The following is a 26,898-nucleotide window of genomic DNA, read 5'->3' on the forward strand; positions in this document are numbered from 1 at the left end:
GACCGTGACGAACGGGCTCTCGCCAGCAGAGCGAGAGGAGCGCAGTAGGCCTCGACTAGTGGAAGGCTTCGGCGGGTTCGCCGATCATAGTTCAAAGCAAGTGCGTATCCGCACCCGCGCCATCCGCTGAGCGATCATACCGTTATGGCAGAATCGACTTTACAACGAAATCACGCCCAACGATTTGCCCGGCAGCAGGCCTTTTTTGAGTCCACGAGCGACACGGGCCGGAGATTTCTTAGGCGGACAGTTCCATAATTCCTATTACGCGGCAATTTGATGTAGCCGCAAAGTTAGAATGTCCTGATTCTGCAAAGTAAGAATGTCACTCTGCCCGCGTTTTGACGACGCGGGAGATTGCGGATGGGACTGATTGCGATGAGCGAGCGCGATCTGCAACGGATCGAGGTTTTGTCGAAGGTTGTTGCCGGCCGGACGACGATCGTTTCGGCAGCGCATGTTCTGGCGCTGAGTCCGCGCCAGGTGCGCCGGCTGTTGGAGCGGATAAGAACGAGTGGCGCGGCATCGATCCGGCACAAGGCGATCGGCCGTCCGTCGAACAACCGGATCAGCGATGGCGTTCGTGATTATGCAGTTGCAATCGTGCGCGAGCGCTATGCGGACTTCGGTCCGACGCTGGCGGCGGAGAAGCTTGCCGATCTCGATGGGCTGTCGGTTTCGCGCGAGACGTTGCGCCAATGGATGTCGGAGGCCGGCCTGTGGTTGTCGCGCAAGCAGCGGCGGACGTTTCATCAGCCGCGGTTGCGGCGCGAGGCCTATGGCGAACTGGTGCAAATCGATGGCTCCGAGCATCGTCGGTTCGAGGATCGCGGTGACCCATGTTCATTGCTGGTGTTCATCGATGATGCGACCGGCAAGTTGATGCAGTTGCGCTTTGTGCGCTCGGAAAGCGCCTTCAGCTATTTCGAGGCGCTGGCGCTCTATCTGAAGGCGCATGGTGCTCCCGTCGCCTTCTATTCCGACAAGCATTCGGTGTTCCGGGTGACGAAGAAAGATGCCAAGGGCGGCCAGGGCATGACGCAGTTCGGCCGTGCGCTTTCAGAGCTAAATATCGAGATTCTTTGCGCAAATTCGAGCCAGGCGAAAGGTCGTGTCGAGCGCGCCAACCGGACGCTCCAGGACCGCCTGGTGAAGGAACTGCGGTTGGTAGGGATCTCGGATATGGAGGCGGGCAATGCGTTCCTGCCCGGTTTTGTTACGCGCTACAACGCACGGTTCGCACGCCCCCCTGCCCGGCCAGATGACCTGCACCGACCGATGAACATCATGGCGGATCGGCTCAGGGAGATCCTGTGCAAGCGTGAGCAGCGCTATGTCGGCGTCCAGCTGACATTTTCATTCGAGCGCCAGCGGATCATGCTTGAAGAGTCCGATGTGACGCGTGGCCTGGTTGGTCGTTATATCGAGACCTATGCCTATGCGGATGGCCGGCTCGACGTGCGCTGGAAAGGCCATTCCCTGCCCTACCGGGTGTTCGACAAGGACCAGCGTGTGACCCATGCGGCGATCACCGAGAACAAGCGGCTTTCTGACGTTCTGGCCTACATCAAGGAGCAGCAGGAGCAGTTGCCGCCGCCGTCGCCCAAGGTGAAGACCAACAGCGAGAAGAAGGGCTATGCGCCGCGCGGCCGCAAACCAGGCAAGCGGACGGATTTTGTGAACGATCCCGCGGTGATTGCGCGGCGGCAAAGGGCGCTTTCCCGACAAGATGCGGTGGAGCAAGGACAATCTTGCCCGATCCAGTTCAATGGAGAGTAAATTCGGATTGCATGTCTGATTCCAGCTTTAAACAGGCAGCCCACAATGGTGTCTTGTGGTAGGTTCCGTCCTGCAGAATAGTCAGTCCCTCGCGATCTTCGTGCAGCAATCCCAGCCAGCACAGCGGGCGAATGATGTCGTGACGGAACTCCGACTTGAGCGTCCAGGCTTCGACAGTCATTTCTGCTGCCGCCACCGGGTACGACTCACTGGGGTATAACTCGTTCAACAGATCGTTTAGCGAACAGCCCGCTTCAGCCTTGATGTTGATAAGATTGAGAAAGACGTGCCACCACCGCATTCGCCCGCGGACATCGTGCTGTGTTTGTCCGACGTGGATATAGGCATAAAGATAGTCCGTCGCGATCAGATTGAAGAAGGCCTGCGGTCTCGCCAGAAAGTCCCGACCGAGGGTAGTGGCAAGCAGTCGGTCCTTTTTTCGCCGAACAAGCCGTAGCAGGCTGAGCATGTCGCGGACCACCAAAAGCGGTGGCATATCGGCTTCATTGAGAACCTTGCTGACGCTGTATAAGTCGTCCGAGGTGTGGCCTGGCCAATCGAAGTGTACAGCGGCCCAGTGCACGAACTTGCGGTTCATCGCACCCGTCGCTGTCAATCCGATGCCGCCTTCGGTTTCGGCGTAGGATATGGACATGAGCATGCCGCGAAGCAGCGGCGACAGGGCCAGTACATCGACATCGGCAAGCAGCTCAATTTCCGGAAGCATTGGGCCATCCTGCCACGTCCTTAGATCCGTCCGATCATCTCCCAAGCGCGCGACGATTGAAACACTCAATGCTAAAGCCAAGGGTACACCCCTCACCCGCCCCGATGTGCACTTGCAACCCGGACCAGCCGGTCAGATCTGGGCTGGTCGTCGAGCCGGGTGGTAGCGCGCAGTGACATTTTTACTTTGCACGGGACCGGACATTCCAACCTGGTCGCCACATTTGATGTAGGGGGGTGGTTCAAGGATGAAGTGCGACTTGCAAGAGAACATTGGCTTATCATCTGCAAGGAATGGTCCATGGAACGCGCCTACTCTCAGCTCGATATGGAAGAACGCCGCAAGATCGCCCGTTGGCGGATAGCCGGCATTAGGGTCGATGTTATTGCAGAAAAGCTTGGGCGTCATCGTTCCACGGTCTTCCGCGAACTGAAGCGCAACGCTTTTGTCGATCCGCAGATACCCGATCTGAATGGCTATTACTGTGTCACGGCCAACGAGATGGCTCGAGAGCGAAGAGCCAAGTTGCGCAAGCTCGCCCGGTTCTCGCACGTGCGCCAATCAGTGGTCGAGCGGATCATGCATGGCTGGTCGCCACAACAGATTGCCGGCCGAATGCGGTTGGAGCGCCATCCGATCTGCGTCAGCCACGAGACGATCTACAAGTACGCCTATTCACCGGACGGGCATGCGATCAAGCTGTGGCGACATCTGCCGGAACATCGCGCCAGACGCCGCCCCAGACATGCCAGGCGCCGTCATGGCCGACGTTTCAGCCCGCAACTCAGCATTCTGCACCGTCCGGATGTCGTCAGAGAGCGAAAGCAGTTTGGACATTGGGAATGCGACCTGATCCAGTTCCGCAAGAAATTCGGGAAAGCCAATGTGACGTCGCTGGTTGAACGGGTCAGCCGCTTCGCAGTCTTCCTGCGCAACAACGACCGGCAGTCGAAGCCGATCATGGACGGGATGATCGATACCTTGAGCGCCCTTCCCCATGGCGCACGCCGTTCGATCACCTTTGATCGTGGCACCGAATTCACTGACTGGCCGTATCTCCAGGCCGGGCTCGGCGTGCAAACCTGGTTCTGCGACCCGCAGTCGCCGTGGCAGAAAGGGTCGGTCGAAAACACCAATGGCCGGGCTCGAAAATGGCTGTCGAGAGAGGTCAATCCACTCTCGATCACCGATCGGGACCTGACAGACATCTGTGAACGGCTCAATACCACGCCGCGTAAATGCCTCGGCTTCAAGACGCCGTCCGAAGTGTTCCGGCAAAAGATGATGACGGCGCAGCGGCGCTCAGGCTAGCTTAGCCGCTGCAGTCGCGCTTCGACGAGAACTCACACCGCAAAGTTAAAATGTCTTGATTCTGCAAAGTTGGAATGTCGCCCTGCTCGTTGACGCGAGCGAGGGAGGCGGCAGTTTGGGACTGATCGTGATGAGCGAACGTGAGCTGCAGCGGATCGAGGTGCTGTCGAAGGTTGTTGAGCGGCGCATGCGGCGCCGCGGCACTCCGGCACTTTGCGCCCGAGCGGACATTCCAATCTGGCTGCCTCGATTGTTTCGGTGCTAGTTGCGTTGGAGGTATCGCCGCCTGCCGGCAACAGCTTTTCCGGGCATCAACGTGAAAGGCGCTTGCCCCGGTCTAAGCAAGCGCCCTGTAGTATGCGTGAAGCGCTTTGTTCAGTTTGGCGTGCGGTGACGCGGGTAAGCACCGTTATCCGGTGCATTGGCAAAGCTCTGCAGGGTCTGCCCGCCGTCCAGGAGCCAGTCGACGCCAGTGATGTGTCGCGCTTCGTCCGATGCCAGAAAGGCGACGGCTGCGGCGACGTCCTCGGGCTGGCCGATGCGGCGCAGCGGGATGCGGTCGGCAAAGCGCCGGATTCCGGCTGTATAGGCCACGCGGTCATTGGCCGGTACGCCAAGGGTGGTTTCAATGACGCCGGGACAGATGGCGTTGACGCGGATGCCGTAGGCGGCGGCGTCAAGGGCTGCGACGCGGGTGAGACCGACAACCCCATGCTTGGTCGAGGCGTAACCGGCGGCGCCCGAAAGCACGTCCCATCCGGCCATCGACGAACCCATGTTGACGATCGAACCTTCGATGCCGGCGGAGATCATCACCTTGAGCGAGGCCTGCAGCACCAGGAACATACTGCGCAGATTGATGCGCACGATGCGGTCCCAGTCCTCGACGGGCAGTTCGTGGATGAGCGCGACCTTGCCGGAAATGCCGGCATTATTGAACACCGCATCGAGCCGGCCGAAGGCTTCTACCGTCTTGGCGACGGCATCGTTTGCCGCTGCCTCATCGGAAACATCAGCTGTGATGGCTATGGCCTTGTCGCCGAATGCCGAAGCGACATGTGTCGCACGTTCAACATCAAGGTCGACGATCGAAACACGTGCGCCCTCATCGATGAAACGGCGCACCGCCGCACTGCCGATGGCGCCGCCACCGCCGGTGACCAGAACGACCTTGCCTTCGAAACGCATCATCTTCGCCTCCTGTCTTTACTTGCCGTAGCCGCGCCAGGAACGACGCGGCGCAAAGCCAAGCGTTTCCAGCGCATGGGTATTGTCGATGACCGCATCATGGCCCGAAAGCGGCCGTTTCAGCGGCGATGCCGGGAAGGCGCGCTTGACCAAAGCGTCCGTCGCCTCCTCCGAATAGGTGTCGGCAGCACTGAGGAAGGTGCGCAGATGGCCCTCGCCCTGCCAAGCCAGTGCCTTGATGAATGCATCGGCAGCGTCGCGCGCGTCGAGATAGCTCCACAGGTCGCGCGCCGATTCGGCGAGATTGCGGCGTGGGCCAACGGCGTCGAAGAAGCTTTCCGGCGTCTGGATCCATGGCATGCGTAGGCTGACTGCCGAAAACGCACCCCGGCGCACGGCAGCCTCGACGATCTCTTCGCCGAGCCATTTCGACAGGCCATAAGCATCCTGCGCGCCGATCGGATGGTTTTCGTCGATCGGCAGATAGGCCGGGTCGACGAAGTTTTCGGCGAAAGGATAGCCGAGCACGCTAAAGGATGAGGCGTAGATGAAGCGCCTTGCCTTCGAAAGCACGGCCGTTTCAACGACATTGTAAGCCATCGCCATATTGGTCTTGAACACTTCTGCCGGTGCCTTGCCGAGCGGGCGCGGGATTGCGGCGATATGGACGACGGCATCGCATTCGCGGATCAACTGCAGCGTCAGTCCGAGATCGGTAAGATCGGCACTGATATGAGCCCAATTGGCTTCGGCGGGAGCGACAGCGTCGATCCCGAGAACGTCATGGCCGGCGGTCACACAGGCTGAGGCGACATGGCGACCAAGCAGGCCACTCGATCCGGTAACGACGATTTTCATCTCAGGCTCCTGTTGTCGATCACGCGCGGCCACACAGCAAAATATCGTTGATGGTCAAACAATCGGACACCGCAAACCGGCCGGCTTGTCAATGCCTTTCTTGCAGTGGTGGATAAGCGTCTGTCGTGGCCGCAAGCCGGATGGCAAGGCAACCGAGTCCGCCATATTATGACAAGCTGCAGCTCAAGGATTGACTTGGAAGTCGTCACGGTTTTTTGTATGACCACCAACAATCGGCAATTCGCTGAGGAGGTAGGGTCATGCCACTGGACAGCTTTTCGTCTCATCGCCAGGACGCCGGGATCAAGATCGATCCGGCGCATGTGGCGGTCATCGTCGTCGACATGATCAACGACTTCTGCAAGCCGGGCGGTGCCATGGTGCTGCCGGGATACGAGGCGCTTGTTGGCCCACAGCTCAGCGTTATCGAGGCAGCACGCGCCGCCGGGGCACCGGTGGTCTGGGTCCATGACGCGCATCGCCGCGACATGCGCCGCGACCGCGAATGGCTGAAACGCGCGCCGCATTGCGTTGAAGGCACCTGGGGTACGGAGATCATCGACGATCTTGGCGCTCGCAACGACGAGATCCACGTCATCAAGCGGCGCTACTCGTCGTTCTTCCAGACTGATCTCGACATGACGCTGAAGGACATGTTGGTCGAACAGATCGTCGTGTTCGGCGTGGTCACCAATATCTGTGTGCGTTCGACAGTGCATGACGCGTTCTTCAACGGCTACGAGGTTGTGGTACCGGCGGACTGCTGCGCTGCCACCGGGCCTCGCGAGCAGGAAAGCACGCTCTATGACATCTCGACCCATTTCGGCGTCGTCAGCGATGCCGAAAACGTGGTGAGGGCGCTACGCGAAGGTGCATTCATTGAGAACGTAAATATCGCCGCATAGTCCGTCGATCGGCGAAGTCTCAGGTTTCAAGCCAGGAGTTGGAAGCGCCGTGACAAGCCTCGACGGAGTCCAGAAATACAAGCGCAAGACGGCAGATGCGGGCGACGTTCCGTTGAGCCGCGAAGAGATAATGACCCGATATACCAAGACCGGCTACGACCTAGACGTTCATCCCGCCCACGTCGTGCGCCGCGCCCATCAGCGCGCCACGCTGTGCTTCCAGCAGGTGATGGCAGGCGAGGATCTGTCGCCGACACAGTTTGCGGCACTCGCCACTACCTTGCGCCATGGCGAGGTTTCGCAAAATCATCTCGGCCGTCTTACGGCGATGGACCCCTCCACAATCAGCCTGGTGGTACGCAAGCTCTTGAAGCAAGGGTTGATCAAGCGCAGTGCCTCCGACACCGACCAGCGCCTGTCGATAATTACGCTGACCGAAGAAGGCACGCGCTACACGCTCGACCGGCTGGAGCGCAGCGTCGAAGTCGGCCAGAAGCTGCTTTCGCCGCTTTCGCCCGCCGAGCAGGCGACATTGCTGCGCCTGCTCCAGCGCATCAGCGGCGACGAGCCGGGCAGCGCCGAAGGCAGATGACAGGCTGACCTAGCACCTCTTGCACCAGATCATTCTCCGAGTCGACCGATTGCCGGCCCCTGGGCCGGATCGACCGCCTCATGCTCCAAACAGACGCAAGGAACGCCATCGATGTCGCCTGATCCGCAAACCAAATCTGCCGCTACTGACAAGCTCGTCATCCGCAATATTGGCCTGATGCTGAGCGGCGATCTTGCCCAGCCGATCCTCGATGCAGACACCATCATTGTTGCCAATGGCCGCATCTCAGCGGTCGGAAAGGCTGATGATCTCGATAACGGCGGCGCAACCCGCATCATCGACGCGCAGGGCTGCGTCGTCACGCCCGGCCTCATCGACAACCACGTTCACCCGGTTGCCGGCGACTGGACGCCGCGCCAGAACCAGATTGGCTGGATCGATTCGACGCTGCACGGCGGCGTCACCACCATGATTTCAGCCGGCGAGGCGCATTATCCGGGGCGGCCGCGCGACATCGTCGGTGTCAAGGCGCTGGGCATCGCTGCGCAGCGGACCTTTGCCAATTTCCGCCCGAGCGGGATGAAAATCATCGCCGGTGCGCCAGTACTCGAACCCGGCATGACCGAGAACGATTTTCGCGAACTGGCAGAAGCCGGCGTAACGCTGATCGGCGAAGTCGGCCTCGGTGGCGTCAAGGACGGCCCTACCGGTCGCCAGATGATCGCATGGGCGCGCAAACATGGCATGACCTCGATGACCCACACCGGCGGGCCGTCGATCCCCGGTTCGGGCCGTATCGGCGCCGATGTCGTGCTCGAAGTCGACGCCGATGTGGTGGCGCATATCAATGGTGGCCCAACGGCGCTGCCCGACGACGAAATCCGCCGCATCTGCGAGGAGAGCACGCGCGCCCTCGAGATCGTCCACAACGGCAATCTGCGCACCGGCCTGTTCGTGCTCGGGATCGCTAAGGAGCGCAACATCCTCGACCGCGTCATCCTCGGCACCGACGGTCCGGCCGGTTCCGGTGTGCAGCCGCTCGGCATCCTCAGGACCATCTGCCACCTCGCTTCGCTCGGCGACGTTCCGACCGAAGTCGCCTTCTGCTTCGCCACCGGCAATACGGCGCGCGTGCGCAATCTCGACGACCGCGGCGTCATCGAGGCCGGCCGGGCCGCCGACCTGGTGTTCATGGATCAGGCCGCCGGCGGCATCGGCAAGGATTTCCTTGACAGCCTGGCGCTTGGCAACCTTCCCGGCATCGGCATGATCATGGTCGACGGTATCGTGCGCACGGCGCGCAGCCGCAACACGCCGCCGGCGATACGGGTGCCGGAGGTCGTGGCAACCTGATCCACGCACAGTCCCAAAGAAAAAGGCGGCCCTGGAGCCGCCTTTTTCTTGGGTTGCGATAAACTTCAGTTTACGCCGTCCTTGCCCACGATCTGGTCTCTGGTCAGTCCGCCGACGCGCGGGTGGGGACGTCCCGAATCGGTGACGGCAATCGCCACCACGATCTCGTCGTCGCGCGGTGCGTCGGGAATGCGCACTTCCATGCCGTCGAAATGGCTGCGGACCTTGGCCGCGTCCTTGTGGCCCAATGGAATGTCGAGCGGAATGCCGAGGCCGCCACGCTTCTTGGACGAAGGGATCAGCGCCGCACCCTTGCCGAGAATGTCGCGGAAAGGGGCACCGAGCTTGGGGTGGAGGATCGCCGCTGCGTGCTCCAACTCGCCATCGGCGCCGACGGCTGCTGCCTTGCCGAAGCTCTCGACCTGCTCGCCTGGAATGCCGAGTGCAGCCACAGCACGGCGCGGCAGGATGTCGCCTAGCTCGGCACCGATGTCGCTGAGTGCTGTGAGGTCGTCGACGAAGGTTCCGACATAGGGATTGCGGATGACAGCGACCGCAGCGGCACGGCGCGTCGGAGGGCTGACCGGCTTGTCGCCCTCGGTCCGCGTCTCTTCGACGATGGTGATGATTCGCCGTATTTCCACGCTCATCGCAGGCCGTCCTCGCCCTTGATGTCCTTGGCGTCCAGGCCGCCGACTCGGGCATGCACGCGCGAACCGGTGGTCATGGCAAGGATGAGCACCAGCTCATTGTTGCGCGGCGCGTCGTTGATGCCGACCTCGATGGCATCAAAGTGGCTCCGCACGTAGGAGGCGTTGACATGGGTGACCGGGATGTCGATGCGCGCGCCCGGGCCGCCGACCTTCTTGCTCGACGGCACGATGGCCTTGGCGTCACCCAGAAGCTCCCGCATCGCGTAGCCGCCGGGGTTATGCCACAGCGCGCCATGCTCAAGCTCACCGCCGCCGCCAACGATTGCGCCCTTGCCGTAACCCTCGATGGTTGCGGCATCTCCGCCGAGGGCAGCGAGCAGCTTGGTGGCCATCTCGAGGCCGAGCGGCCTCAGGTCCTCCATGAAGGGCTGGATGTCCTCGACATACTTGCCGGCATAGGGATTGGCGACGACGGCCATGACTGTCCCGCGCTTTACGGGCTGGGTACGCACCGGCCCGCCCTCATGAAAAATCTCTTCGACCTGCACGATAAACTTCCTGACGACTAAGTCCGGCATCGGATGCTCCAAATTTCTGGCGGGCTAAAACTTGTTAGAGTATCAACAATTATCCTTCCGGCATTTTTGTCAAGCCGGATGCGTAAAACGGCCGCCGCGTCGATTGCTCACAGCGACTTCGAGCGTTCGCTGGCCGATTGACAGTTTGTAGGACCACCCATAAAGTCATATGACCACCAACAAGTTTTGGGCATCTAGGATGGGCCCGGCGGCTGGTGCCAGAGCTTCAATTTGGGGAGTTGAGATGAAGAACATGTTCCGTAAATGCATTATCGCCGGTGCGACCCTTGCGGCCTCGATCGGCTCTGGCTCAGCCCAGGACAAGGTGTCCGTCGCGGCGATCTCAGGTTATTTCGCGCAAGGTTTCGGCATCTCGATCGTCGACGGCCTGAACAAGGCAAAAGGCGAGTTCGGCATCGACCTGAAGCTGGTCGACACCGGCAACCGAGCACTCGACTATGAAGAGCAGTTCGCCAATCTCGCCAAGGACGGTCAGTACGACCTGATCTTCGTCATGGGCTGGGAACTCGTTGATGCGCTGACCAAGGCCAGCGAAGCCTATCCGAACCAGCGTTTCGTGTTCATCGACGGCGTCCTCGATTCGAAGAAGATCGTCTATGCCAACTTCGCCGAGGAGCAGGGCTCGTTCATCGCCGGCGCGCTTGCCGGCATGATCGAAAACCAGGGCAGCGCCTTCGACAAGATCGGCGATGGCAAGGCCATCGGCTTTGTCGGCGGCCGCGACATCCCCGTCATCCGCAACTTCCTCGGCGGTTACGAGCAGGGCTCGAAATATGCCGCGCCTGACGTGAAAGTGAACTCGGTCTTCGCCGGCACCTTCGACGATCCGGCCAAGGGTAGCGAACTGGCGCTGGCGCTCTACGGCCAGGGCGCGGACATCGTCTACAACGTCGCCGGCCCGACGGGCGAAGGCGTCATGCAGGCGAGCGCTGGGGCCGACAAATACTCGATCGGCGTCGACATCGACATGTGCAGCTCGGCCCCTGGCAACGTGCTTGCCTCGATGCTGAAGCGCGGCGACGTCGCCGTCTACAGCCTGATCAAGAACGAGGTCGAGGGCAACAAGGTGGTCGCCGGCAGCACCCACACCTTCGATCTGGCCTCGGGTGGCGTCGAAGTGAAGGTCTGCGACGACATCGCACCCTCCATCCCGGCCGACGTGACCGCCAAGCTCGACGAAATCAAGAAGGGCATCGCCGACGGTTCGATCAAGGTCGACCGCGCCAAGTAAGGCGCGGCCTTGCACGGAAGTCGGTTCTGCCGGCTTCCGGCATCATTTCGTCCAAGACTAGGTAGAGATGTATCCGTCCCGGTTTGCGGGACGGATACATCTGAAGCTGCGAGGCTATGTTGTCGACCACGTCGCCAGCCATGACGGCACCAGAGGCAGGACCTGCCGAAACCGCCGTCGAATTGATCGGTATCACCAAGCGTTTCGGTGCATTCGTTGCCAATGAGGACGTCAATCTCATCGTCAAACGCGGCGAGATCCACGCCATCATTGGTGAAAACGGCGCCGGCAAGACGACGTTGATGAACATCCTTTTCGGGTTGCTGCAGCCCGACCAAGGCACGATCCGTTTGAACGGTCAGGACATGGTAGTCGGCGATCCCGCCACCGCAATCTCAGCCGGCCTCGGCATGGTGCACCAGCACTTCAAGCTTGTGCCGTCGTTGTCAGTTGCCGACAATGTTTTCCTTGGCATGGAAATCCGCCGCAACGGCTTGATCGACCATACGGCCCAGATCGAAAAGACCCGCGAACTGTCCGAACGTTTCGGTCTCAAGGTCGACCCTGAGGAGCGCGTTTCGCTGCTCTCCGTCGGCATCGAGCAGCGCATCGAAATACTGAAAGTTCTGGCGCGCGGGGCGCGCACTATCATCCTCGACGAGCCGACCGCGGTGCTGACGCCGCAGGAAAGCCGCGAGCTGTTCCAGACGCTGCGTGGCTTCGTTGCTGGCGGCATGACCGTCATCTTCATCTCGCATCATCTCGAGGAGGTGATCGAGGTTTCAGACACGGTTACCGTCCTGCGCCATGGCAAGCATGTGGCGACGGGGCCTACGTCCGAGCTGACCAAGGCTGACATGGTGCGCATGATGGTTGGCCGCGATGTCAGCTTCGATCGCCGCCCGCGTGAAAAGTCGGATGGCAAGGTGGTGCTCGACGTCAAGAACCTGTGGGCACGCGACGACCGCCGCCTTCCGGCTTTGCGTGATGCAAGCTTCACCGTACGATCAGGCGAGGTCGTGGGCATTGCCGGTGTCGCCGGCAACGGCCAGACCGAGCTTGCCGAAGTGCTGGCCGGTTTGCGTCCCGCCAGCCATGGCTCGGCGATGCTCAAGGGCCGTGATCTAACCGTTCTTTCGACGTCTGAAATTCGCGAAGCCGGTCTTGCCCACGTACCTGGCGACCGGCTGGTGCGGGGCGTCGACGGCAATGCTTCTATCTCGTCCAATCTTCTGATGGGGCGCCAGGACAAAGCGCCGTGGAGCCGCAAAGGCATCCTCGATTGGCGTGCAGCGGCCACCCAGACCGTCGAGATGATCAAACGTTTCGACATCCGCGCCCGTGGGCCCGAAGACACCGTCAAGCGGCTGTCCGGCGGCAACATCCAGAAGGTCGTTCTGGCGCGCGAATTCACCAATGAGGCCGACTTCCTGCTGATCGATCAGCCAACGCGCGGTGTCGACATCGGTGCGCAGGAATCCATTCACGACGAGATCATGCGCCAGCGTGCCGCTGGCCGCGCGGTGCTCGTCATTTCAGTGCAGCTCGACGAACTGCTCACCCTGGCCGACCGCATCCTTGTGATGTTCAACGGCCGGATCATGGGTGAAGTCGAAGGTGGCAGCGCCGACAGCGAAAGGATCGGCATGATGATGGCGGGTCTCGAACCGAAAAACGTTTCAGACGAGGTGGCGTCGTGAACGACAAGTTGCGTGCGTTCTCCGGCCAGTTGGTCGCCGTACTGATCGCACTCGCCATGGGCGCGGTGATCATCATGCTCATCGATGAAAGCCCCATCAAGGTGTTTATGACCCTGATGCGCGGAGCCTTCGGCGACCAGGCAAAGATCGCCGGCACATTGCTGCAGACCACGCCGATCCTGATCTGCGGTATCGCCGCCTGCATCGGACTGCGCGGTGGCATGTTCAATGTCGGCATCGAGGGACAATTGTTTCTCGGTGGCTTTGCTGCCGCCTGGGTCGGTTTCGCCATGCCGCTGCCGCCCGGCCTGCATGTCGTGGTCGCCATGGCGGTTGCCGTGATCGCGGGCGCGGCCTGGGTTTCGATCCCGGCTTTCTTCCGCACGCGCTACGGCACAAACGAGGTCGTGTCGACGATCCTGTCCAACTACGTCGCGGTGCTGCTGACCTCCTACCTCACCATCTTCCTGTTCAAGCGTCCCGGCGGTTGGTCGGAGACCCCACCAATCCTGGCGAGCGCCTATCTGCCAGAGCTGTTTGCCTTCTCGCGGCTCAACTGGGGCCTGATCATCGGATTGGTGCTGGCGCTCTTCGTTGCCTGGTTCTTCCGTTCGACGGCCAAAGGCTATTCGATCTCGATGGTTGGCTCGGCGCCGAAATTCGCCGAATATGGCGGCATCGACGTCAAGCGCCAGGGTTTCCTGGTGCTGCTGGCATCGGGTGCGGTCGGCGGCCTGGCCGGCGGCATCGAAACGCTTGGCGTGCATCACCGCTTCATGGAAGGTTTCGCCCCTGGCTTCGGCTTCGACGGCCTGATCGCGGCCTTGCTCGCCAATGGTTCGCCGATCGGCACCATCGTGACGGCGCTGTTTTTCGGCGCGCTGCGCAACGGTTCGCTGCTACTTGAGACCGATACCAACGCATCGCGCGAAATCATCACCGTGATCCAGGCGCTGATCATCCTGAGCGTTTCTGCCCAGGTGCTGATGAAGCGTCGCGGTGACAGCACGGCAGGAGAGCGCCGATGGAAATTCTAAGCCTTTTCAACGTCGCTCTGCTCGTTGCCACCTTGCGGATGACGGCCCCAATCCTGCTCGTCGCTCTAGGCGGCTCGTTCACCACCAAGGCCGGCATCTTCAACATCGGCCTCGAAGGCCAGATGTTAGTCGGCGCTTTCTTTGCCGTGTTGGGTTCGATCTGGTCGGGCTCAGCCCTGGTCGGCGTCGCTTGTGGTGTCGCGGCGGCATTGGTGTTCGCGCTCGCGTTCGCCGTCCTAGTCGTCAGCTTCCGGGCCAATGAAGTGGTCGTGGGCCTGGCGCTCAACATCCTGGCCGGAGGCATGACGATTTCGCTGATGAAGGCGATCTTCGGTACCCGCGGCTCGATCGTCGGCAAGGGCATCGTCGGCCTGCCCAAGGTGCAGATACCCGGCGCCCGCGATATCCTCGGCTCATGGGCGCCTCTGATCAACGGCTTCACGCCGATGGTTTACGTCGCCTTCATCGCCGTGCCGCTGCTGGTGCTGTTTTACAAACGCACGCGCCTTGGCCTCTACATCCGCGTCGTTGGCGAAAAACCCGAGGCCGCAGAAGCGCTCGGCATTTCGATCACGCGCGTTCGCTATATCGCCTCGCTGCTGTGCGGCCTGCTCGCCGGCCTTGCCGGCGCGCACCTTTCGCTTGGCTACATCACCATGTTCACCGAAAACATGTCTTCGGGTCGTGGCTTCATGGCTGTCGCCATCCTGATCTTCTCCAACGGCAACCCGTTGAAGGTGCTGGCGGGCTGCCTGCTGTTTGGTTTCGCCGACGCGTTTTCGCTCAGGCTCCAGACCTTCGGCTTCCCATCCTACCTGATCCTGGCGGTGCCTTATCTGGTGGCGCTGACGGCACTGTTTGCGCTGTCTTACCGCAGCCGTCCGAAGATCATCCGCGAAACACTGGAGAGCATGCGCAAGCTGCTCTCGGTCGACAACAAGCCGGCCGAGTTCGGCAAGTAACCTCTCACGCTGAAGGGCTATACCAAGGAATGGAACGTATTATTCTCGACGTGGATTCAGCTGGCGACGATATTCTCGCCGTGCTGTTTGCCGCGGCAAACCCCAATGTCAAGCTGGAGGCCGTGACGACCTGCACCGGTGCGGCTGGTCCCATCGAGCAGGTCACCAATGTCGTGCTCAACACGCTGTCGCTTGCTGGCCGCGACGACATTCCTGTCTATGCCGGCGCTTGGCGCCCAATCGTCGGCCATTCCAAGGCGGCTATGGAAGCGCCGGTGCATTTCGAAAAGACGCTCACCGCGCGCTTCGGAGACCGGCTGAAGAAATTCAACCCGCCCGCACCCGAGCCGAAGCGCAAGGCAACGCCGGGTCACGCCGTCGATTTCATCATCAATACGGTGATATCCAATCCAGGCGAGATCACGCTGGTCACCACCGGCCCGCTGACCAATGCGGCGATGGCCTTCCTGCAGGAGCCGCGGCTCGCGGCCGCGCTCAAGCGCCTGATCGTGCTTGGCGGTACCTTCACCACGCCGGGCAACATCACCCCGGTGACCGAATACAATATCTGGGCCGACCCGGAGGCGTCGCGCATCGTGCTCAATGCCGAGGTCGACAAGATCCTCGTGCCGCTCGACATCTGCGAGGACAACCGCGTTGCCACCTCGATGTTGACGCGCGACGACATCGCCGACATGCAGGCGAAGGGCGAGGATAATCCCGTCCTCGACATGATCGCCGAGGTGTTTCCGATCTACATCGACATCTGGCGCGAGTTCTTTGGCCTCGTCGGCTTCCCACTCGACGACGTCATCACAGTGGCGCTTGCCTTCGACTCCGAACTTGCGTCGCTGACCGAGCCACTGTTCGTCGACGTGCTGATCGATGGCAGCGTTTCGCGCGGCCAGACGGTCGCCTATCGCGGCTTCCAGATCCTGCCTGGCGGCGGCCCCAAAACCACGCGCATCGGCACCGACCTCGAAGGTCGCCGTTTCCTCGAAATGTTCAAAGAAACCATCGCGCGCTACGACCGGGCGGCAGAGTGACATCATGACAGCTACACCCATTCTCTTCGACTGCGATCCCGGGCACGACGACGCCATCGCCCTGGTCATGGCGCATCGCTCGCCTGCAATCGAGCTGCTCGGCGTCACCACCACCTGCGGCAATGCCGAGCTGGAGAAGACGACGACCAACGCCCTGCGCATTCTTGAATACATCGGCGCCGGCAACGTGCCTGTCGCGGCCGGCTGCCACCGCCCGCTGGCGCGACCGCTGGTGCTTGGCACTGCCGATGGCCCGAGTGGCCTCGAGGGCTCGCCCTACCTGCCGCAGGCCACCATCAAGCCGGTCGACCAGCATGCCGTCGACTTCCTCGCCGAGAAGCTTCTGGCCGCGTCCGAGCCGCTGCTCGTCGTCGCCACCGGTCCACTCTGCAACATCGGCCTGCTGATCCTGAAGCACCCTGAAGTGCTGCCCAAGATCAAGGAACTGATCTGGATGGGCGGCGTGTTCTACCGCAAGAGCGAGATCATAACGCCGACCGAGTTCAACGCCTTCTGCGACCCGGAGGCGCTGAAGATCGTGCTCGATTCCGGCGTGGCGATCCTGATGGTCGGCCTCGACGTCACCATGCAGGTGCTGGTCGAGGAAGCGCAGTATGCCGAGCTCGCTACGATCGACACGCCGCTCGGCAGGCTCGTTAACGATTGGCTGCTGTTCTACGAGAAGCTTCACCGCAACTCGATGGGCGTCGGTGGCGCCATGCACGACCCGTTGGCCTTGGCGCTGGCGATCGATCCAACACTGGTCAAGACCCGTCCGGCCCACATTGCTGTGGACCTTACTGGCACCCATACCTTCGGCGCGACGGTTGCCGATTTCTGGGGCGAGCGTGGCGAAAAAGACAACGCCAGGATCGCCTGCGAAGTCGATGCCGACCGTTTCTTCAAGCTGATGTTCGATCTCCTCCGGGATTGAGCGCAGCGCCCAGACGTTGAAGGTGGGCGGCGGCACTACCTGGCACCAGCCGCCGCCCGTAATTTCATCGCTCCAGATCGTTGAACTTGAGCATTTTGCTTTCCGACAATCGAACACGGTTGTAGGGCCGTCGGTGCTAGCCGCGATGCAAGCGCAAGCGGCAGGCCGGCGTCTTGCCGAAATCGCAAGTCTTGAGCGGCAACCTCGGGTACTGGTGCGGGGCCTGCGCAAGATTGCCCGCCGGCGTCCAGTCGACCTCTCGTAAATTCGCCAACCCATGAACGTCTAGTTTGAACCTGAACTCTGCCAAGAGCCTATCCTCACTTGGTAACACCGCGTCGCCAAGTGAGGAGATTGCGGACAGGCCGCGTACGAGCGCTGAACAGCTCCCGCCGGCAGGGCGTTGCCTACCAGAGTGAATTCTCCAGTTTGGAACAGGCGATGGAGTTGGCCTTTTCCGGCGGCAGATGCTTGAAGAAATTCAAGTTGGTAACGCAGATCTCTCCATTGGCAATGGCAATGCTCGCGGGTGCGCCGAGCGGCGCCTCGAGCGGATTGCCAAGCTGCTGGCGTTTCTTCCCGTCGGCACTGACCTTCCAGATCTCGCTGCGTGTCGTCTCTGTCAGGTAGAAGTTGCCGTCAGTGTCGAGTTCCAACCCGTCCATGTTGTCGTAACCGAAGGCCAGCATTTCAGCCGGTCCGGCGCTGCCGTCGTCCTTGACGGGCACCTTGACAAGCATCGGGATGCCGCCGGTGACGCCGTAGAGGGTCTTGGCATCGGCCGACAGAGTGATGCCATTCACCCCGACCGGATAGCCGCTCAGCGACTTGTCACCAGGACTGAACAGCGGATCCTTCGACCAGATTTCGGCGGACTTCGCTTCCGGGTCGATCTTCCAGATCGCCTGGAGGCTGAGGTCCGAGAGGTAGATCTTGCCATCCGGCGCCATCACCGGATCGTCAGGAAAGCAAAACGGGTAGCCATCGGCGCGTGTCACCACCGGCTCTACTTTGCCGGTTGAAATGGTAACCTTGTACAGGCCAGACTTGGTGACTGTGGAATCGCCGCAAGCTTCGACGGAAAGATTGGCCTTGGCCGGCCACGGGAAGCCCTTGGAATATTCCGAGAAGGCGACGTAAAGCGTATCTTTCCGGTCCCATTCGAGACCGACCGTGCTGCCCTTGGCATCACCGATGACACTTCGCAGATCGGCAATTTTGGTAGCCTTGCCGTCCTTTGCCACCCGCATGACAAGGCCGGAGTGGAAAAGACTGACATAGAGGCCACCATCCTTATCGGCGACCAGCCCTTCGGGCGCGTCATCGAATTGTGCAAGAATTCGCCATTCGGCAGCAGCGGCTGAGTTAACAACTGGCAATAAAGAAAACGCTAGTAACGCACCAAACCTGAGCATTTGCCTCTCCCATCGACAGGTTTTCCGTATGCCTATTCAGGGTTGGCAACTGCGACTTCGTAAACATCGTCTGATCGGACTATGCTTTGAAAACCCGTTGGAGACGGGTGGTCAGGAGTTGTTACCCGACCAGGCTGGCAAACCTCCAGACCGGATCGACGGTACGACCGACGGCGAATTGGTGCAGCTTCTCGGCCACCTGCGTGACTGCTGCCGAATGCATTCGGTAGCGATTGACGGCCAGCGCCCATGTCACGTCGAAGCCCTGGATCGTCGCCATCGTCACTTTGTCGTCACGCCGGTGTTCGTAGATCGACGAGTAGGGAAGCATCGTGAAGCCGACGCCGGCACGCGCTAGTTCGTAGCAAAGCGAAACGGATTCGACGTCAACGACGGTATTGATGCTGAGATTGCCTGAGCCGAGCTTCTGCTCGAGATAGCGGCGAATAGGATTGCCGGCCTCGGGCAAGACCAGTCTGTGCTGGACGGCGAACTCGGCGGTGACAGGTTCATCGACCGACAGGCCCTTGTCCGCTGATCCAACCAGCATCATCGGCTCTCGGATCAGCGGTGTGAGCTTGAAACGCTCTGTCCTGGGCTGCAAGGCAGTGATGGCGACATCCAGCGTCCGCCGCTGCATCCAGATCTCCAGCGCGTTGGAAACGATCTCGGATACGTGCAGCGAGTAGTGAGGATGCTCTCGTACCGTCGCCTCGATGAAGGGTATCGCAAGCAGCCTGTTCAATGACGATGGCAAGGCCAGGGCGACCGAATTCGAGCTTTCCTGGACGATCTCCTTCTTGATCAATTCGGCCTCGCGCAGCAATTGCGGCGCCCTGCCGGCCAGCACCATCCCTGCCTCGGTGAGACGGGTGCCCGTCGTATCCCGGCGAAAGAGAGCCGAGCCGATCTCGCCTTCAAGAATGGCTATTTTCCGGGACAGCGAAGGTTGGGAGAGATGCAGGTCGGCTGCCGCCTTGTTCATACTGCCGAACTCGGCGACGCGCAGGAAGCATTCGACAAGTCTGAGATCCATGTTGGCTCTGTTATGCAGGAATCGTTGAAGCGGTATAGACATTCTAGCGATAGTGGAGGACCGACCAGTGCGATAGCCTCAATTCGTCTGAGGAAATCGTGCATGCAACAAGCGTATATCGTCGACGCCATTCGCACGCCCGTGGGGCGCAAGAACGGAGCGCTCGCCCATCTGCATTCAGCCGATCTGGGCGCGGCCCCGATCAAGGCCTTGATGCAGCGAACAGGCGTGGACCCGGCTGCGGTCGACGACGTCATTTATGGCTGCACCGAGACCATTGGCCCACAGGCGGGCGACATCGCCCGCACTTGCTGGCTCGTTGCCGGGATGCCGGACCACGTCCCCGGAGTGACGATTGACCGGCAATGCGGCTCAGGGCAGCAGGCCATCCATTTCGCTGCACAAGCAGTGATGAGCGGTACTCAGGACTTGGTCGTTGCTGGCGGTGTGCAGAACCTCAACCTGATCCCGATGGGTGCGGCCATGCTGGTTGGTGCCCAATTTGGCTTCCCCGATCCTTTCTCGACATCTCGCGGGTGGCTCGCCCGCTACGGTGACCAGGAGGTCAGCCAGTTTCGGTCGGCCGAAATGATCGCCGAAAACTGGAACTGCAGCCGCGCCGAGATGGAACGCTTCGCGTTGGAAAGCCACCGACGCGCCATTGCTGCCATTGATGGCGGGCGCTTCGCCGGCGAGATCGTTGCGCTCGACAACTTCGCCGTCGATGAGCCGCCGCGGCGCGACACTTCGCTGGAAAAGATGGCCAGCCTGAAGACGCTTATAGATGGTGGCCGGATCCATGCAGGCATAGCCAGCCAGAACACCGACGCTGCCGCAGCTCTCTTGATCGCATCCGAGACAGCCCTGCGCGATCATGGGCTGAAACCCCGCGCCCGTATCCACCATATTTCGGTGCGCGGAGCTGACCCGATCTGGATGCTGACCGCGCCGATCCCCGCAACCCGCCATGCGCTGCAAAAAGTCGGCATGAAGCTCGACGACATCGACCTGTTCGAATGCAACGAGGCATTCGCCTCGATCCCGATGGCGTGGATGCGCGAACTGGGTATTCCCCATGAAAAGGTCAACGTAAACGGCGGCGCCATTGCGCTTGGTCATCCATTGGGGGCGACTGGCGCTCGCCTCATGACATCCATGCTCAACGAACTTGAACGCCGCCATGGACGGTACGCGCTGCAAACGATGTGCGAGGGCGGCGGCCAGGCCAACGTCATCATTATCGAAAGGCTCTAACAGCATAAACCATGAGTTAGTCGCCAAATTAAAATACAAATAAGCAAATCGGAATGTAATTCTGATATCAAAATGCAATAGTTATAAAATAACTATTAAATACAAACATTTAAGCCATAAAACATTAATTTTAATTGCAAAGTCGTAACGACCATACGAAAGCAGACGTAAATTCATATATCTCAATTTATCGTCCGAATAGACGATTATTGCTATCACGATACATGAAACTACCACCTTGGGCATCGTGACAACATGTGAGCCCCGATTGGAATTTCCCAAACCTTGACTGCCCAAATCCACATTGGCCTCACGGATCGGATCGGAAACCAAGATGATACCAGCTGCAACGGATGTACTTGTGATTGGCGGGGGTCCTGCCGGATCCACTGTCGCGACCATTCTGGCCACCCACGGCATCACGACCACGGTACTTGAGAGGGACGTCTTTCCCAGGTACCACATCGGCGAGTCCCTGCTTGCCTCGCTGATGCCGATGCTGGATGCGATTGGTGCCGGCGAAAAGGTCAAGCGGCATGGGTTTGTCGAAAAGCCAGGCGGCTACTTCAACTGGGGCAACGAAAAGTGGTCCTTCCGCTTCGACGAAATCGAAGGCGCGCCATCACACTCCTATCAGGTCAAGCGCTCGGAATTTGACAAGCTGCTGCTCGACCATGCCGCCGAGACCGGGGCCGGCGTCCACCAGAACGTGAAGGTCAGCAAGATCAACTTCGATAACGGCCGGGCTGTGGGCGCGGAATATGTCGACCGCAGCTCAAACACGACCGGCACCATTCGCTTCAAGTATCTGGTGGATTGCTCGGGCCGCAGCGGCATCATCGCAAACGAACATACCAAGGACCGTCATTTCCACGACGTGTTCAAGAATGTTGCGATCTGGTCGTATTGGAAGGGCACCAACCTCAACTATGACGACCTTCCTGCCGGCTCCACCCGGATCATATCGATCGAGTCCGGCTGGATCTGGTTCATTCCCCTCAGCGACGGCACGGTCAGTGTCGGCACGGTTTTGACCCGCGACCAGCTGCGTAAAGAACGGGACAAAAAGCGTAGCGCTGAAGAGGTCTACGACCAGTTGTTACGCGACGATCCGGAGGCCGCCATCATCCTGAAAAATGCCCAGCGCAGCGAAATCCGGATGGAGACCGACTATTCCTATACCTCCGAAAAGTTCTCCGGGCCCGGCTATTTCATGTGCGGCGATGCCGCCTGCTTCCTCGACCCTCTCTTGTCGAGCGGTGTTCACCTTGCGATGGTTTCCAGTCTTATTGCTGGTGCATCGATCGCCAGTATCCTCAAAGGCAAACTGCCTGAGGACAGGGCGGTCAATTTCTTCGAGACGAGCTATCGCCAATCCTATCTGCGCTTCTTGATGATGGTTTCGTCCTTCTACGATCTCAACAGGGGGCAGGCCGGCTATTTCTGGGAAGCGCAGCGGCTGACATCAAAGGACTACTCCGAAAAGGACATGAAGAAGGCCTTCGTCAGTATCGTCTCGGGCGGTGCGGACTACACCGAAGTGCGCGACGGCCAGTATGGTGAAATCGTCGCCAAGAAAGTGGCAGAGAAGCTGCGCCAAGGCGTCGACATGCGCCGCAACGCAGGCCAGTTCGGCGACGAAACAAAGCGCGAGAACATGCAGTTCATGGATGCTCTCAACGGGCTGCATTTCCTGCAGGCCAATGCCGCCATCGACGGGCTCTACGTGGTGACCCAGCCCGCGATCATCCTGGCGGAAGCCGCCTAGTCCTTGCAGCTCAGCCGCCGGACGGCCTCGCCCGGCGGCTGCAGCGACAAGGAACTCCAACATTCGCCACTTGCCGGACCGGGGCTCGTCCTCCGGGCCCGCACACAGCCGACAACGATCTGCTGGAGCAGCGGCAAACTCGCCGCAGCAACGTCAGCCGCTTTGATCAGGTGAAACCCTGCTATGGAAAACTGGCTTGCATTTTCTGCCGCGACCGTCGCGCTACTTTTTGTGCCTGGTCCGACCAACACCCTCATTGCCACCAATGGCGCGATCCTGGGTCTGCGCCGTACTTTTGGCCTGCTGCCAGCAGAATTGTGCGGATACTTGGTGGCGATTGGCGCATGGGCCTTGGGCATCGGCGTCGCATCGCAACATATTGCATCGGCCTCCATCATTGCAGCGATTGCCGCCAGCCTCGTGCTATTGATATCGGCTATCAAGCTTGCACTGTCGGATGGTTACAAACAGGGCCGTTCGGCCTCGCGCCGGACCGACATCTTTTTTGTCACTTTGTGCAATCCCAAGGCGCTGATATTCGCCCTGACCATCATTCCATTTCTGCGCGACGGCGACGTCCCCTCGGCCCTGCCCTATCTCGTCTGGCTCAGCGTCCTCATTGTGGCGATTGGCGCGGTATGGAGCATGATAGGTGCAGGCATTGCGCGCCAATTCCGGCTGGCCATCTCGCCTCGCTTCTTTGCCCGGGCCGGCGCGGTGATCCTTACGTTTTTCGCGATATTCCTGTTTGTGACCACCGTCGTCAGGGCGTTGCACGGACAATAACTTCATGCGGCAACCCGGACTTCGTCAGGCAGCCGCATACGCGGCGCCTGAGCATGACCGCGCCACTCTACAACCGTCATAACGCCCCCGGCCACAGGTACTGAGATGATTAAAGAAGACGCTGACTGGAAATTCACCACCATCTCGGACCTTTGCGCGCGCGCCGCCCAAGTCTATGGCACGCGAACGGCAATCGAAGACGGCATTACCCTCACCTTCGTCGAACTCGACGCCGCCCGTCGCCGCATCGCCAAGGCGATGATTGCAGCGGGGGTGAACAAGGGCGACCGGATCATGATCTGGGCGCCCAATAGCTGGAGATGGTTCGCCACGGCCCTTGGCCTCGTCAGCGCGGGCGCCGTACTCATTCCAGCGAGCACCCGCTTCAAAGGCGGCGAGATCGCCGAGCTCGTCAAGCGCAGCGGAACCTCAATGTTGTTTTCGGCTGGGGACTTCCTTGGAACCTACTATCCAGATCAACTCAAAGCGGAAACGACAGCCGCGCTGCGCCAGGTTGTCGTCATCGGTGAAGCACGCGGAACGGAAAAGGATTGGGACAGCTTCGTCGCCGCAGGCGACGTTATCAGCGACACCGAACTCGCCGAGCGCGAGGCGACAATTGCGCCAGACGATCTCTGCGACATGCTCTTCACCTCAGGTACGACTGGCTATCCCAAAGGCGTGATGTACGGTCACCAGCAGTGCCTCAAGGGGGTCGATGCATGGGCGACAAAGGTCGGCATCCGCGAGCATGATCGGATCCTTGTCATCCCCCCTCTGTTCCACGTCTTCGGCTACCGCGCGGGTGCATTGGTGGCACTGATGCGCGGAGCAGTGTTCATGCCGCATCTGACATTTCATGCCGGCGAGATACTCGAGCGCGTGTCATCGGAAAAGGTGAGCGTCATCCCGGGACCGCCTGCCATCTTCCATGGCATGCTGCAGCACCCGGAACTGGACAAGTTCGATACCGGCAGCCTGAGGCTTGGCATCACCGGCAGCACAGTGGTGCCGCCGATCCTGGTGCGGCGCATGCGCGATGAGCTTGGTTTCGAAGGTGTGGTCACTGGCTACGGACTCACGGAATCCGGCGGCTATGGAACGATGTGCCTGGCCGACGATTCCGACGAGGTTATTGCCAACACCGCTGGCAAGGCCGCCCCGGGGGTCGAGGTTGGCATCATGTGCAAGGGCAAGCTTCTACCTCAGGGCCAGCCGGGCGAGATCGTCATCCGCGGCTACATCGTCATGAAAGGCTACTTCAACGACCCCGAAGCCACTGCCGAGACAATCGACGCCGAGGGCTGGCTGCACACTGGTGATGTTGGCCATATCGACACGGACGGCAATCTGCACATCGAGGACCGCCTCAAGGACATGTACATTGCCGGTGGCTTCAACTGCTATCCTGCCGAGATCGAACGCATCCTGAGCACACACCCGGCGATCGGCATCGTCGCGGTCATCGGCGTCCCTGACACTCGCCTGGGCGAAGTTGGCAAGGCGTTCGTCATCCTTCGTACGGGCACCAGCGCTACTGAAAAGGACATTATTGCCTGGTCGCGGGACAACATGGCCAATTACAAGTGCCCGCGCAGCGTCGACATTAGGACTTCGCTCCCGACCAGCGCCCAGGGCAAGGTGCTGAAAAACCTGCTGCGTGACGAAGCTCTGCAACACGCGTGAGCAACTGCTTGGTTGTTGCTGATGACACCCCAGAAATCAAAAACAGCACCACACAGCGGTTAGCTCGATGTCCCATGACACCCAAGAAGTATCGTATTCCCGACGAGATGCCTGCCTTGCCTCCTTTACAATACCAGGGGGCCATGCAGTCATGTGGCATCAGGAGGAAATGGGAGGGCGGCGCGTTGGGAGGCGGGCTGCAATTGCCATGTTTTCGCATTCCGACCATATTCGCGAGATCGAAAGCGTCAGCCTCGGAGCTTCGACCGGGCGTGACGAGCAGGTGGTCAAGTCGTGGCTGCGCTGCATCGAGCAGCATCGACTCGACCCGACCCAGGCCTGTGAAGCCTATATCCTGCCCGACGGGGAACTGCGCGAGCATCGCCAGCAGTCCGAGGAGTTGATCGCCATCGCCCGTTCAGGGCTTGAGAACCTGTTCCGCCAGGTGGCGGGCCAGAACTATGTGTTGCTGCTTTCCGACCGCAAGGGTGTAACCGTCGAGTTTCTCGGCGACCCGCTCTTCGACAACAATCTGCGCAAGGCCGGCCTCTACCTCGGCTCGGAATGGTCCGAGGCACGCGCTGGCACCTGCGCCGTCGGTGCCTGCTTGGAAGCTGGCGAGGCGCTGACAATCCACCAGACCGACCATTTCGACAACACCCACACACCGCTGTCTTGCACGGCGGCGCCGGTCTACGACACAAGTGGCGACCTTGCCGCGGTGCTCGACATTTCGCTGCTGAGCTCGCCGATCCGCAAGACCAGCCAAAATCTCGCGCTGCATTTGGTAGCTGCCACCGTGCGGCGCATCGAGCTCGCCAATTTGATGGCCCAGACCCGGGATGAATGGGTGCTCCGCTTTGCCCGATCGCCGGAGTTCCTCGACGTCGACCCGGAAGCAGCGATTTCCATCGACGGCACGGGACGCATCATCGGCATGACCCACGGTGGGGCCAAGATACTGGCGCGCTCGGCCGGGCTCGACTGGCGCCAGCCGGCCGGGCTGATTGGCCAGCCGATCGCGCGCTTCTTCGACATGGAGATCGACGATCTGCCGGATCTGACTCGGCGGCGCCCGACGCAGGATCGCCTGGTCTTTGCCCGCGACGGCAATGCGCTGTTTGCCCATGCCATCGAGCCGCACCACAAGGTTCAGGCGCCAGCGATTGCACGGGACCAGATCCCGGTCTCGCTGCGCAGCCTGAGCGGCGGTGATCCGCAAATGGCTGCACTTCAGGCCAAGGCAGCAAAGCTTGCCGGAAAGCAGCTACCTCTCCTTCTCCAGGGCGAAACTGGGTCCGGCAAGGAGTATCTCGCCAAGGCCATCCATGACGGCGCTGGCGCAAAGGGCAAGTTCGTAGCCATCAACTGCGCCGCCATCCCAGAGCAACTGATCGAAAGCGAGCTGTTCGGCCACATGCCAGGCGCCTTCACCGGCGCTTCCGCCAAGGGCCGGAAGGGCCTGATCGAGGAAGCCGACGGTGGCACTTTGTTCCTCGACGAAATCGGCGACATGCCGCTTTCACTGCAAAGCCGTTTCTTGCGGGTATTGGCCGAGCGCGAGGTGCTACCCGTAGGCGCGTCGCGGCCGAAACCGGTGGACTTGAGGGTCATCTCGGCCTCACACCGCGATCTCGGTTCGCTCGTGCAGGAAGGGCGTTTCCGCGAGGACCTCTATTATCGCCTGAACGCCGCAACGCTTTCCATCCCGCCGCTGCGCGAGCGCCACGATTTCGACTGGCTGCTCGACACGGTCATCGCCCGTCATCGCGCGGACGGCGAAGCACTGACGGTGGCACCGGCGGCAATGCTTGCGCTCCGCAGCCATGGTTGGCCGGGCAACATCCGCGAACTGGACAACGTGATCGCGGTTGCCGCAGCACTTTGCCAGGGCGGCATGATCGAGCTTTGCGACCTGCCTGACATGCTGGTCGCCGCAAGCCTAACCACCGAGCGCTTGGGCGATGTAGACTCCGGCGCAGCGGCGCTGCAAGCGATGCTAAGGGCCTGCGGCTGGAACATCTCCGAGACCGCCCGCCGGATGGGCGTCGACCGTTCCACCATCCACCGCCAGATCAAGCGCTACGGGCTGACCACCCTCAACTGAGCTGTTGCAG

23 protein-coding genes are annotated in these 26,898 nt (G+C 60.7%); 16 read left to right on the forward strand and 7 right to left on the reverse strand.

The features are described 5' to 3' along the window. Positions 1 to 363: 363 nt before the first annotated feature. Positions 364 to 1,779 carry an ISNCY family transposase gene (locus J1C56_RS27670; RefSeq protein ID WP_214393208.1) on the forward strand — a complete coding sequence of 472 codons (1,416 nt, stop codon included), beginning with the start codon at positions 364 to 366 and terminating at the stop codon, positions 1,777 to 1,779. On the opposite strand, the gene J1C56_RS27675 is transcribed toward J1C56_RS27670, so the two are convergent. Next, complete coding sequence (locus tag J1C56_RS27675) at positions 1,766 to 2,506, reverse strand: hypothetical protein (RefSeq protein ID WP_214393209.1); 741 nt, start codon at positions 2,504 to 2,506, stop codon at positions 1,766 to 1,768. The genes J1C56_RS27670 and J1C56_RS27675 overlap by 14 nt on opposite strands. A 300-nt stretch (positions 2,507 to 2,806) precedes the next feature. Between J1C56_RS27675 and J1C56_RS27680 the strand changes: the two genes are divergently transcribed. After that, positions 2,807 to 3,817, forward strand: a complete 1,011-nt coding sequence (locus tag J1C56_RS27680) for an IS30 family transposase (RefSeq protein WP_214393210.1) — start codon at positions 2,807 to 2,809, stop codon at positions 3,815 to 3,817. 375 nt (positions 3,818 to 4,192) lie between these two features. On the opposite strand, the gene J1C56_RS27685 is transcribed toward J1C56_RS27680, so the two are convergent. After that, on the reverse strand, positions 4,193 to 5,008 hold the full coding sequence (locus J1C56_RS27685; protein ID WP_214393211.1) for an SDR family NAD(P)-dependent oxidoreductase: 816 nt from the start codon (positions 5,006 to 5,008) through the stop codon (positions 4,193 to 4,195). Positions 5,009 to 5,023: 15 nt separating this feature from the next. Next, a complete protein-coding gene (locus J1C56_RS27690; RefSeq protein ID WP_214393212.1) occupies positions 5,024 to 5,863 on the reverse strand; it encodes an NAD-dependent epimerase/dehydratase family protein in 840 nt (279 codons plus the stop codon). A gap of 260 nt (positions 5,864 to 6,123) precedes the next feature. On the opposite strand from J1C56_RS27690, the gene J1C56_RS27695 reads away from it, so the two are divergent. The 3 genes from J1C56_RS27695 (at position 6,124) to J1C56_RS27705 (ending at position 8,674) form a co-directional block, all read left to right on the forward strand. Continuing rightward, positions 6,124 to 6,768 (forward strand): cysteine hydrolase family protein, encoded by a 645-nt coding sequence (locus J1C56_RS27695; protein WP_115734288.1) that lies wholly within the window; start codon positions 6,124 to 6,126, stop codon positions 6,766 to 6,768. Between the two features lie 49 nt (positions 6,769 to 6,817). Next, positions 6,818 to 7,360 (forward strand): MarR family winged helix-turn-helix transcriptional regulator, encoded by a 543-nt coding sequence (locus J1C56_RS27700; protein WP_338001515.1) that lies wholly within the window; start codon positions 6,818 to 6,820, stop codon positions 7,358 to 7,360. A gap of 111 nt (positions 7,361 to 7,471) precedes the next feature. Next, a complete protein-coding gene (locus tag J1C56_RS27705; RefSeq protein WP_214393213.1) occupies positions 7,472 to 8,674 on the forward strand; it encodes an amidohydrolase family protein in 1,203 nt (400 codons plus the stop codon). A 65-nt stretch (positions 8,675 to 8,739) separates the two neighbouring features. Here the strand turns inward: J1C56_RS27705 and J1C56_RS27710 are convergent, their stop codons facing one another. Together J1C56_RS27710 and J1C56_RS27715 are read right to left on the reverse strand one after the other, a co-directional pair. After that, a complete protein-coding gene (locus J1C56_RS27710; RefSeq protein ID WP_214393214.1) occupies positions 8,740 to 9,324 on the reverse strand; it encodes an amino acid synthesis family protein in 585 nt (194 codons plus the stop codon). Next, positions 9,321 to 9,905 carry an amino acid synthesis family protein gene (locus J1C56_RS27715; RefSeq protein WP_214393215.1) on the reverse strand — a complete coding sequence of 195 codons (585 nt, stop codon included), beginning with the start codon at positions 9,903 to 9,905 and terminating at the stop codon, positions 9,321 to 9,323. Before J1C56_RS27715 ends, J1C56_RS27710 begins: the two co-directional genes overlap by 4 nt. A gap of 244 nt (positions 9,906 to 10,149) precedes the next feature. Between J1C56_RS27715 and J1C56_RS27720 the strand changes: the two genes are divergently transcribed. The 6 genes from J1C56_RS27720 (at position 10,150) to J1C56_RS27745 (ending at position 16,836) form a co-directional block, all read left to right on the forward strand. Beyond that, positions 10,150 to 11,157 (forward strand): BMP family lipoprotein, encoded by a 1,008-nt coding sequence (locus J1C56_RS27720; RefSeq protein WP_214393216.1) that lies wholly within the window; start codon positions 10,150 to 10,152, stop codon positions 11,155 to 11,157. A gap of 116 nt (positions 11,158 to 11,273) precedes the next feature. Further along, the gene (locus J1C56_RS27725) at positions 11,274 to 12,857 is read left to right on the forward strand and encodes an ABC transporter ATP-binding protein (protein WP_246592029.1); all 1,584 of its coding nucleotides are present in this window, start codon (positions 11,274 to 11,276) and stop codon (positions 12,855 to 12,857) included. After that, entirely contained in the window at positions 12,854 to 13,894 is a 1,041-nt protein-coding gene (locus J1C56_RS27730; RefSeq protein WP_115734293.1) for an ABC transporter permease, read from the forward strand. Before J1C56_RS27725 ends, J1C56_RS27730 begins: the two co-directional genes overlap by 4 nt. After that, positions 13,882 to 14,856, forward strand: coding sequence for an ABC transporter permease (locus tag J1C56_RS27735; protein WP_214393217.1), 975 nt, complete (start codon positions 13,882 to 13,884; stop codon positions 14,854 to 14,856). Before J1C56_RS27730 ends, J1C56_RS27735 begins: the two co-directional genes overlap by 13 nt. 29 nt (positions 14,857 to 14,885) lie before the next feature. Continuing rightward, positions 14,886 to 15,902, forward strand: a complete 1,017-nt coding sequence (locus tag J1C56_RS27740; RefSeq protein WP_214393218.1) for a nucleoside hydrolase — start codon at positions 14,886 to 14,888, stop codon at positions 15,900 to 15,902. A 4-nt stretch (positions 15,903 to 15,906) separates the two neighbouring features. Then, positions 15,907 to 16,836: a nucleoside hydrolase gene (locus J1C56_RS27745; protein ID WP_214393219.1), complete on the forward strand. Its 930-nt coding sequence runs from the start codon at positions 15,907 to 15,909 to the stop codon at positions 16,834 to 16,836. A 407-nt stretch (positions 16,837 to 17,243) separates the two neighbouring features. Here the strand turns inward: J1C56_RS27745 and J1C56_RS27750 are convergent, their stop codons facing one another. Beyond that, positions 17,244 to 18,251, reverse strand: a complete 1,008-nt coding sequence (locus J1C56_RS27750; protein ID WP_214393220.1) for an SMP-30/gluconolactonase/LRE family protein — start codon at positions 18,249 to 18,251, stop codon at positions 17,244 to 17,246. A 121-nt stretch (positions 18,252 to 18,372) separates the two neighbouring features. After that, the gene (locus J1C56_RS27755; RefSeq protein WP_214393221.1) at positions 18,373 to 19,287 is read right to left on the reverse strand and encodes a LysR family transcriptional regulator; all 915 of its coding nucleotides are present in this window, start codon (positions 19,285 to 19,287) and stop codon (positions 18,373 to 18,375) included. A 102-nt stretch (positions 19,288 to 19,389) separates the two neighbouring features. On the opposite strand from J1C56_RS27755, the gene J1C56_RS27760 reads away from it, so the two are divergent. The 5 genes from J1C56_RS27760 (at position 19,390) to J1C56_RS27780 (ending at position 26,888) form a co-directional block, all read left to right on the forward strand. Continuing rightward, positions 19,390 to 20,541 carry an acetyl-CoA C-acetyltransferase gene (locus J1C56_RS27760; RefSeq protein WP_214393314.1) on the forward strand — a complete coding sequence of 384 codons (1,152 nt, stop codon included), beginning with the start codon at positions 19,390 to 19,392 and terminating at the stop codon, positions 20,539 to 20,541. 334 nt (positions 20,542 to 20,875) lie between these two features. Continuing rightward, a complete protein-coding gene (locus J1C56_RS27765) occupies positions 20,876 to 22,309 on the forward strand; it encodes an NAD(P)/FAD-dependent oxidoreductase (protein WP_214393222.1) in 1,434 nt (477 codons plus the stop codon). 183 nt (positions 22,310 to 22,492) lie between these two features. Beyond that, complete coding sequence (locus J1C56_RS27770) at positions 22,493 to 23,095, forward strand: LysE family translocator (RefSeq protein ID WP_214393223.1); 603 nt, start codon at positions 22,493 to 22,495, stop codon at positions 23,093 to 23,095. Positions 23,096 to 23,200: 105 nt separating this feature from the next. Next, positions 23,201 to 24,781, forward strand: a complete 1,581-nt coding sequence (locus tag J1C56_RS27775; RefSeq protein ID WP_214393224.1) for a FadD3 family acyl-CoA ligase — start codon at positions 23,201 to 23,203, stop codon at positions 24,779 to 24,781. 208 nt (positions 24,782 to 24,989) lie between these two features. After that, positions 24,990 to 26,888 carry a sigma-54-dependent Fis family transcriptional regulator gene (locus J1C56_RS27780; protein WP_214393225.1) on the forward strand — a complete coding sequence of 633 codons (1,899 nt, stop codon included), beginning with the start codon at positions 24,990 to 24,992 and terminating at the stop codon, positions 26,886 to 26,888. Positions 26,889 to 26,898 lie beyond the last annotated feature (10 nt).

The organism is Aminobacter anthyllidis, from assembly GCF_018555685.1.
GTDB lineage: Bacteria > Pseudomonadota > Alphaproteobacteria > Rhizobiales > Rhizobiaceae > Aminobacter > Aminobacter anthyllidis.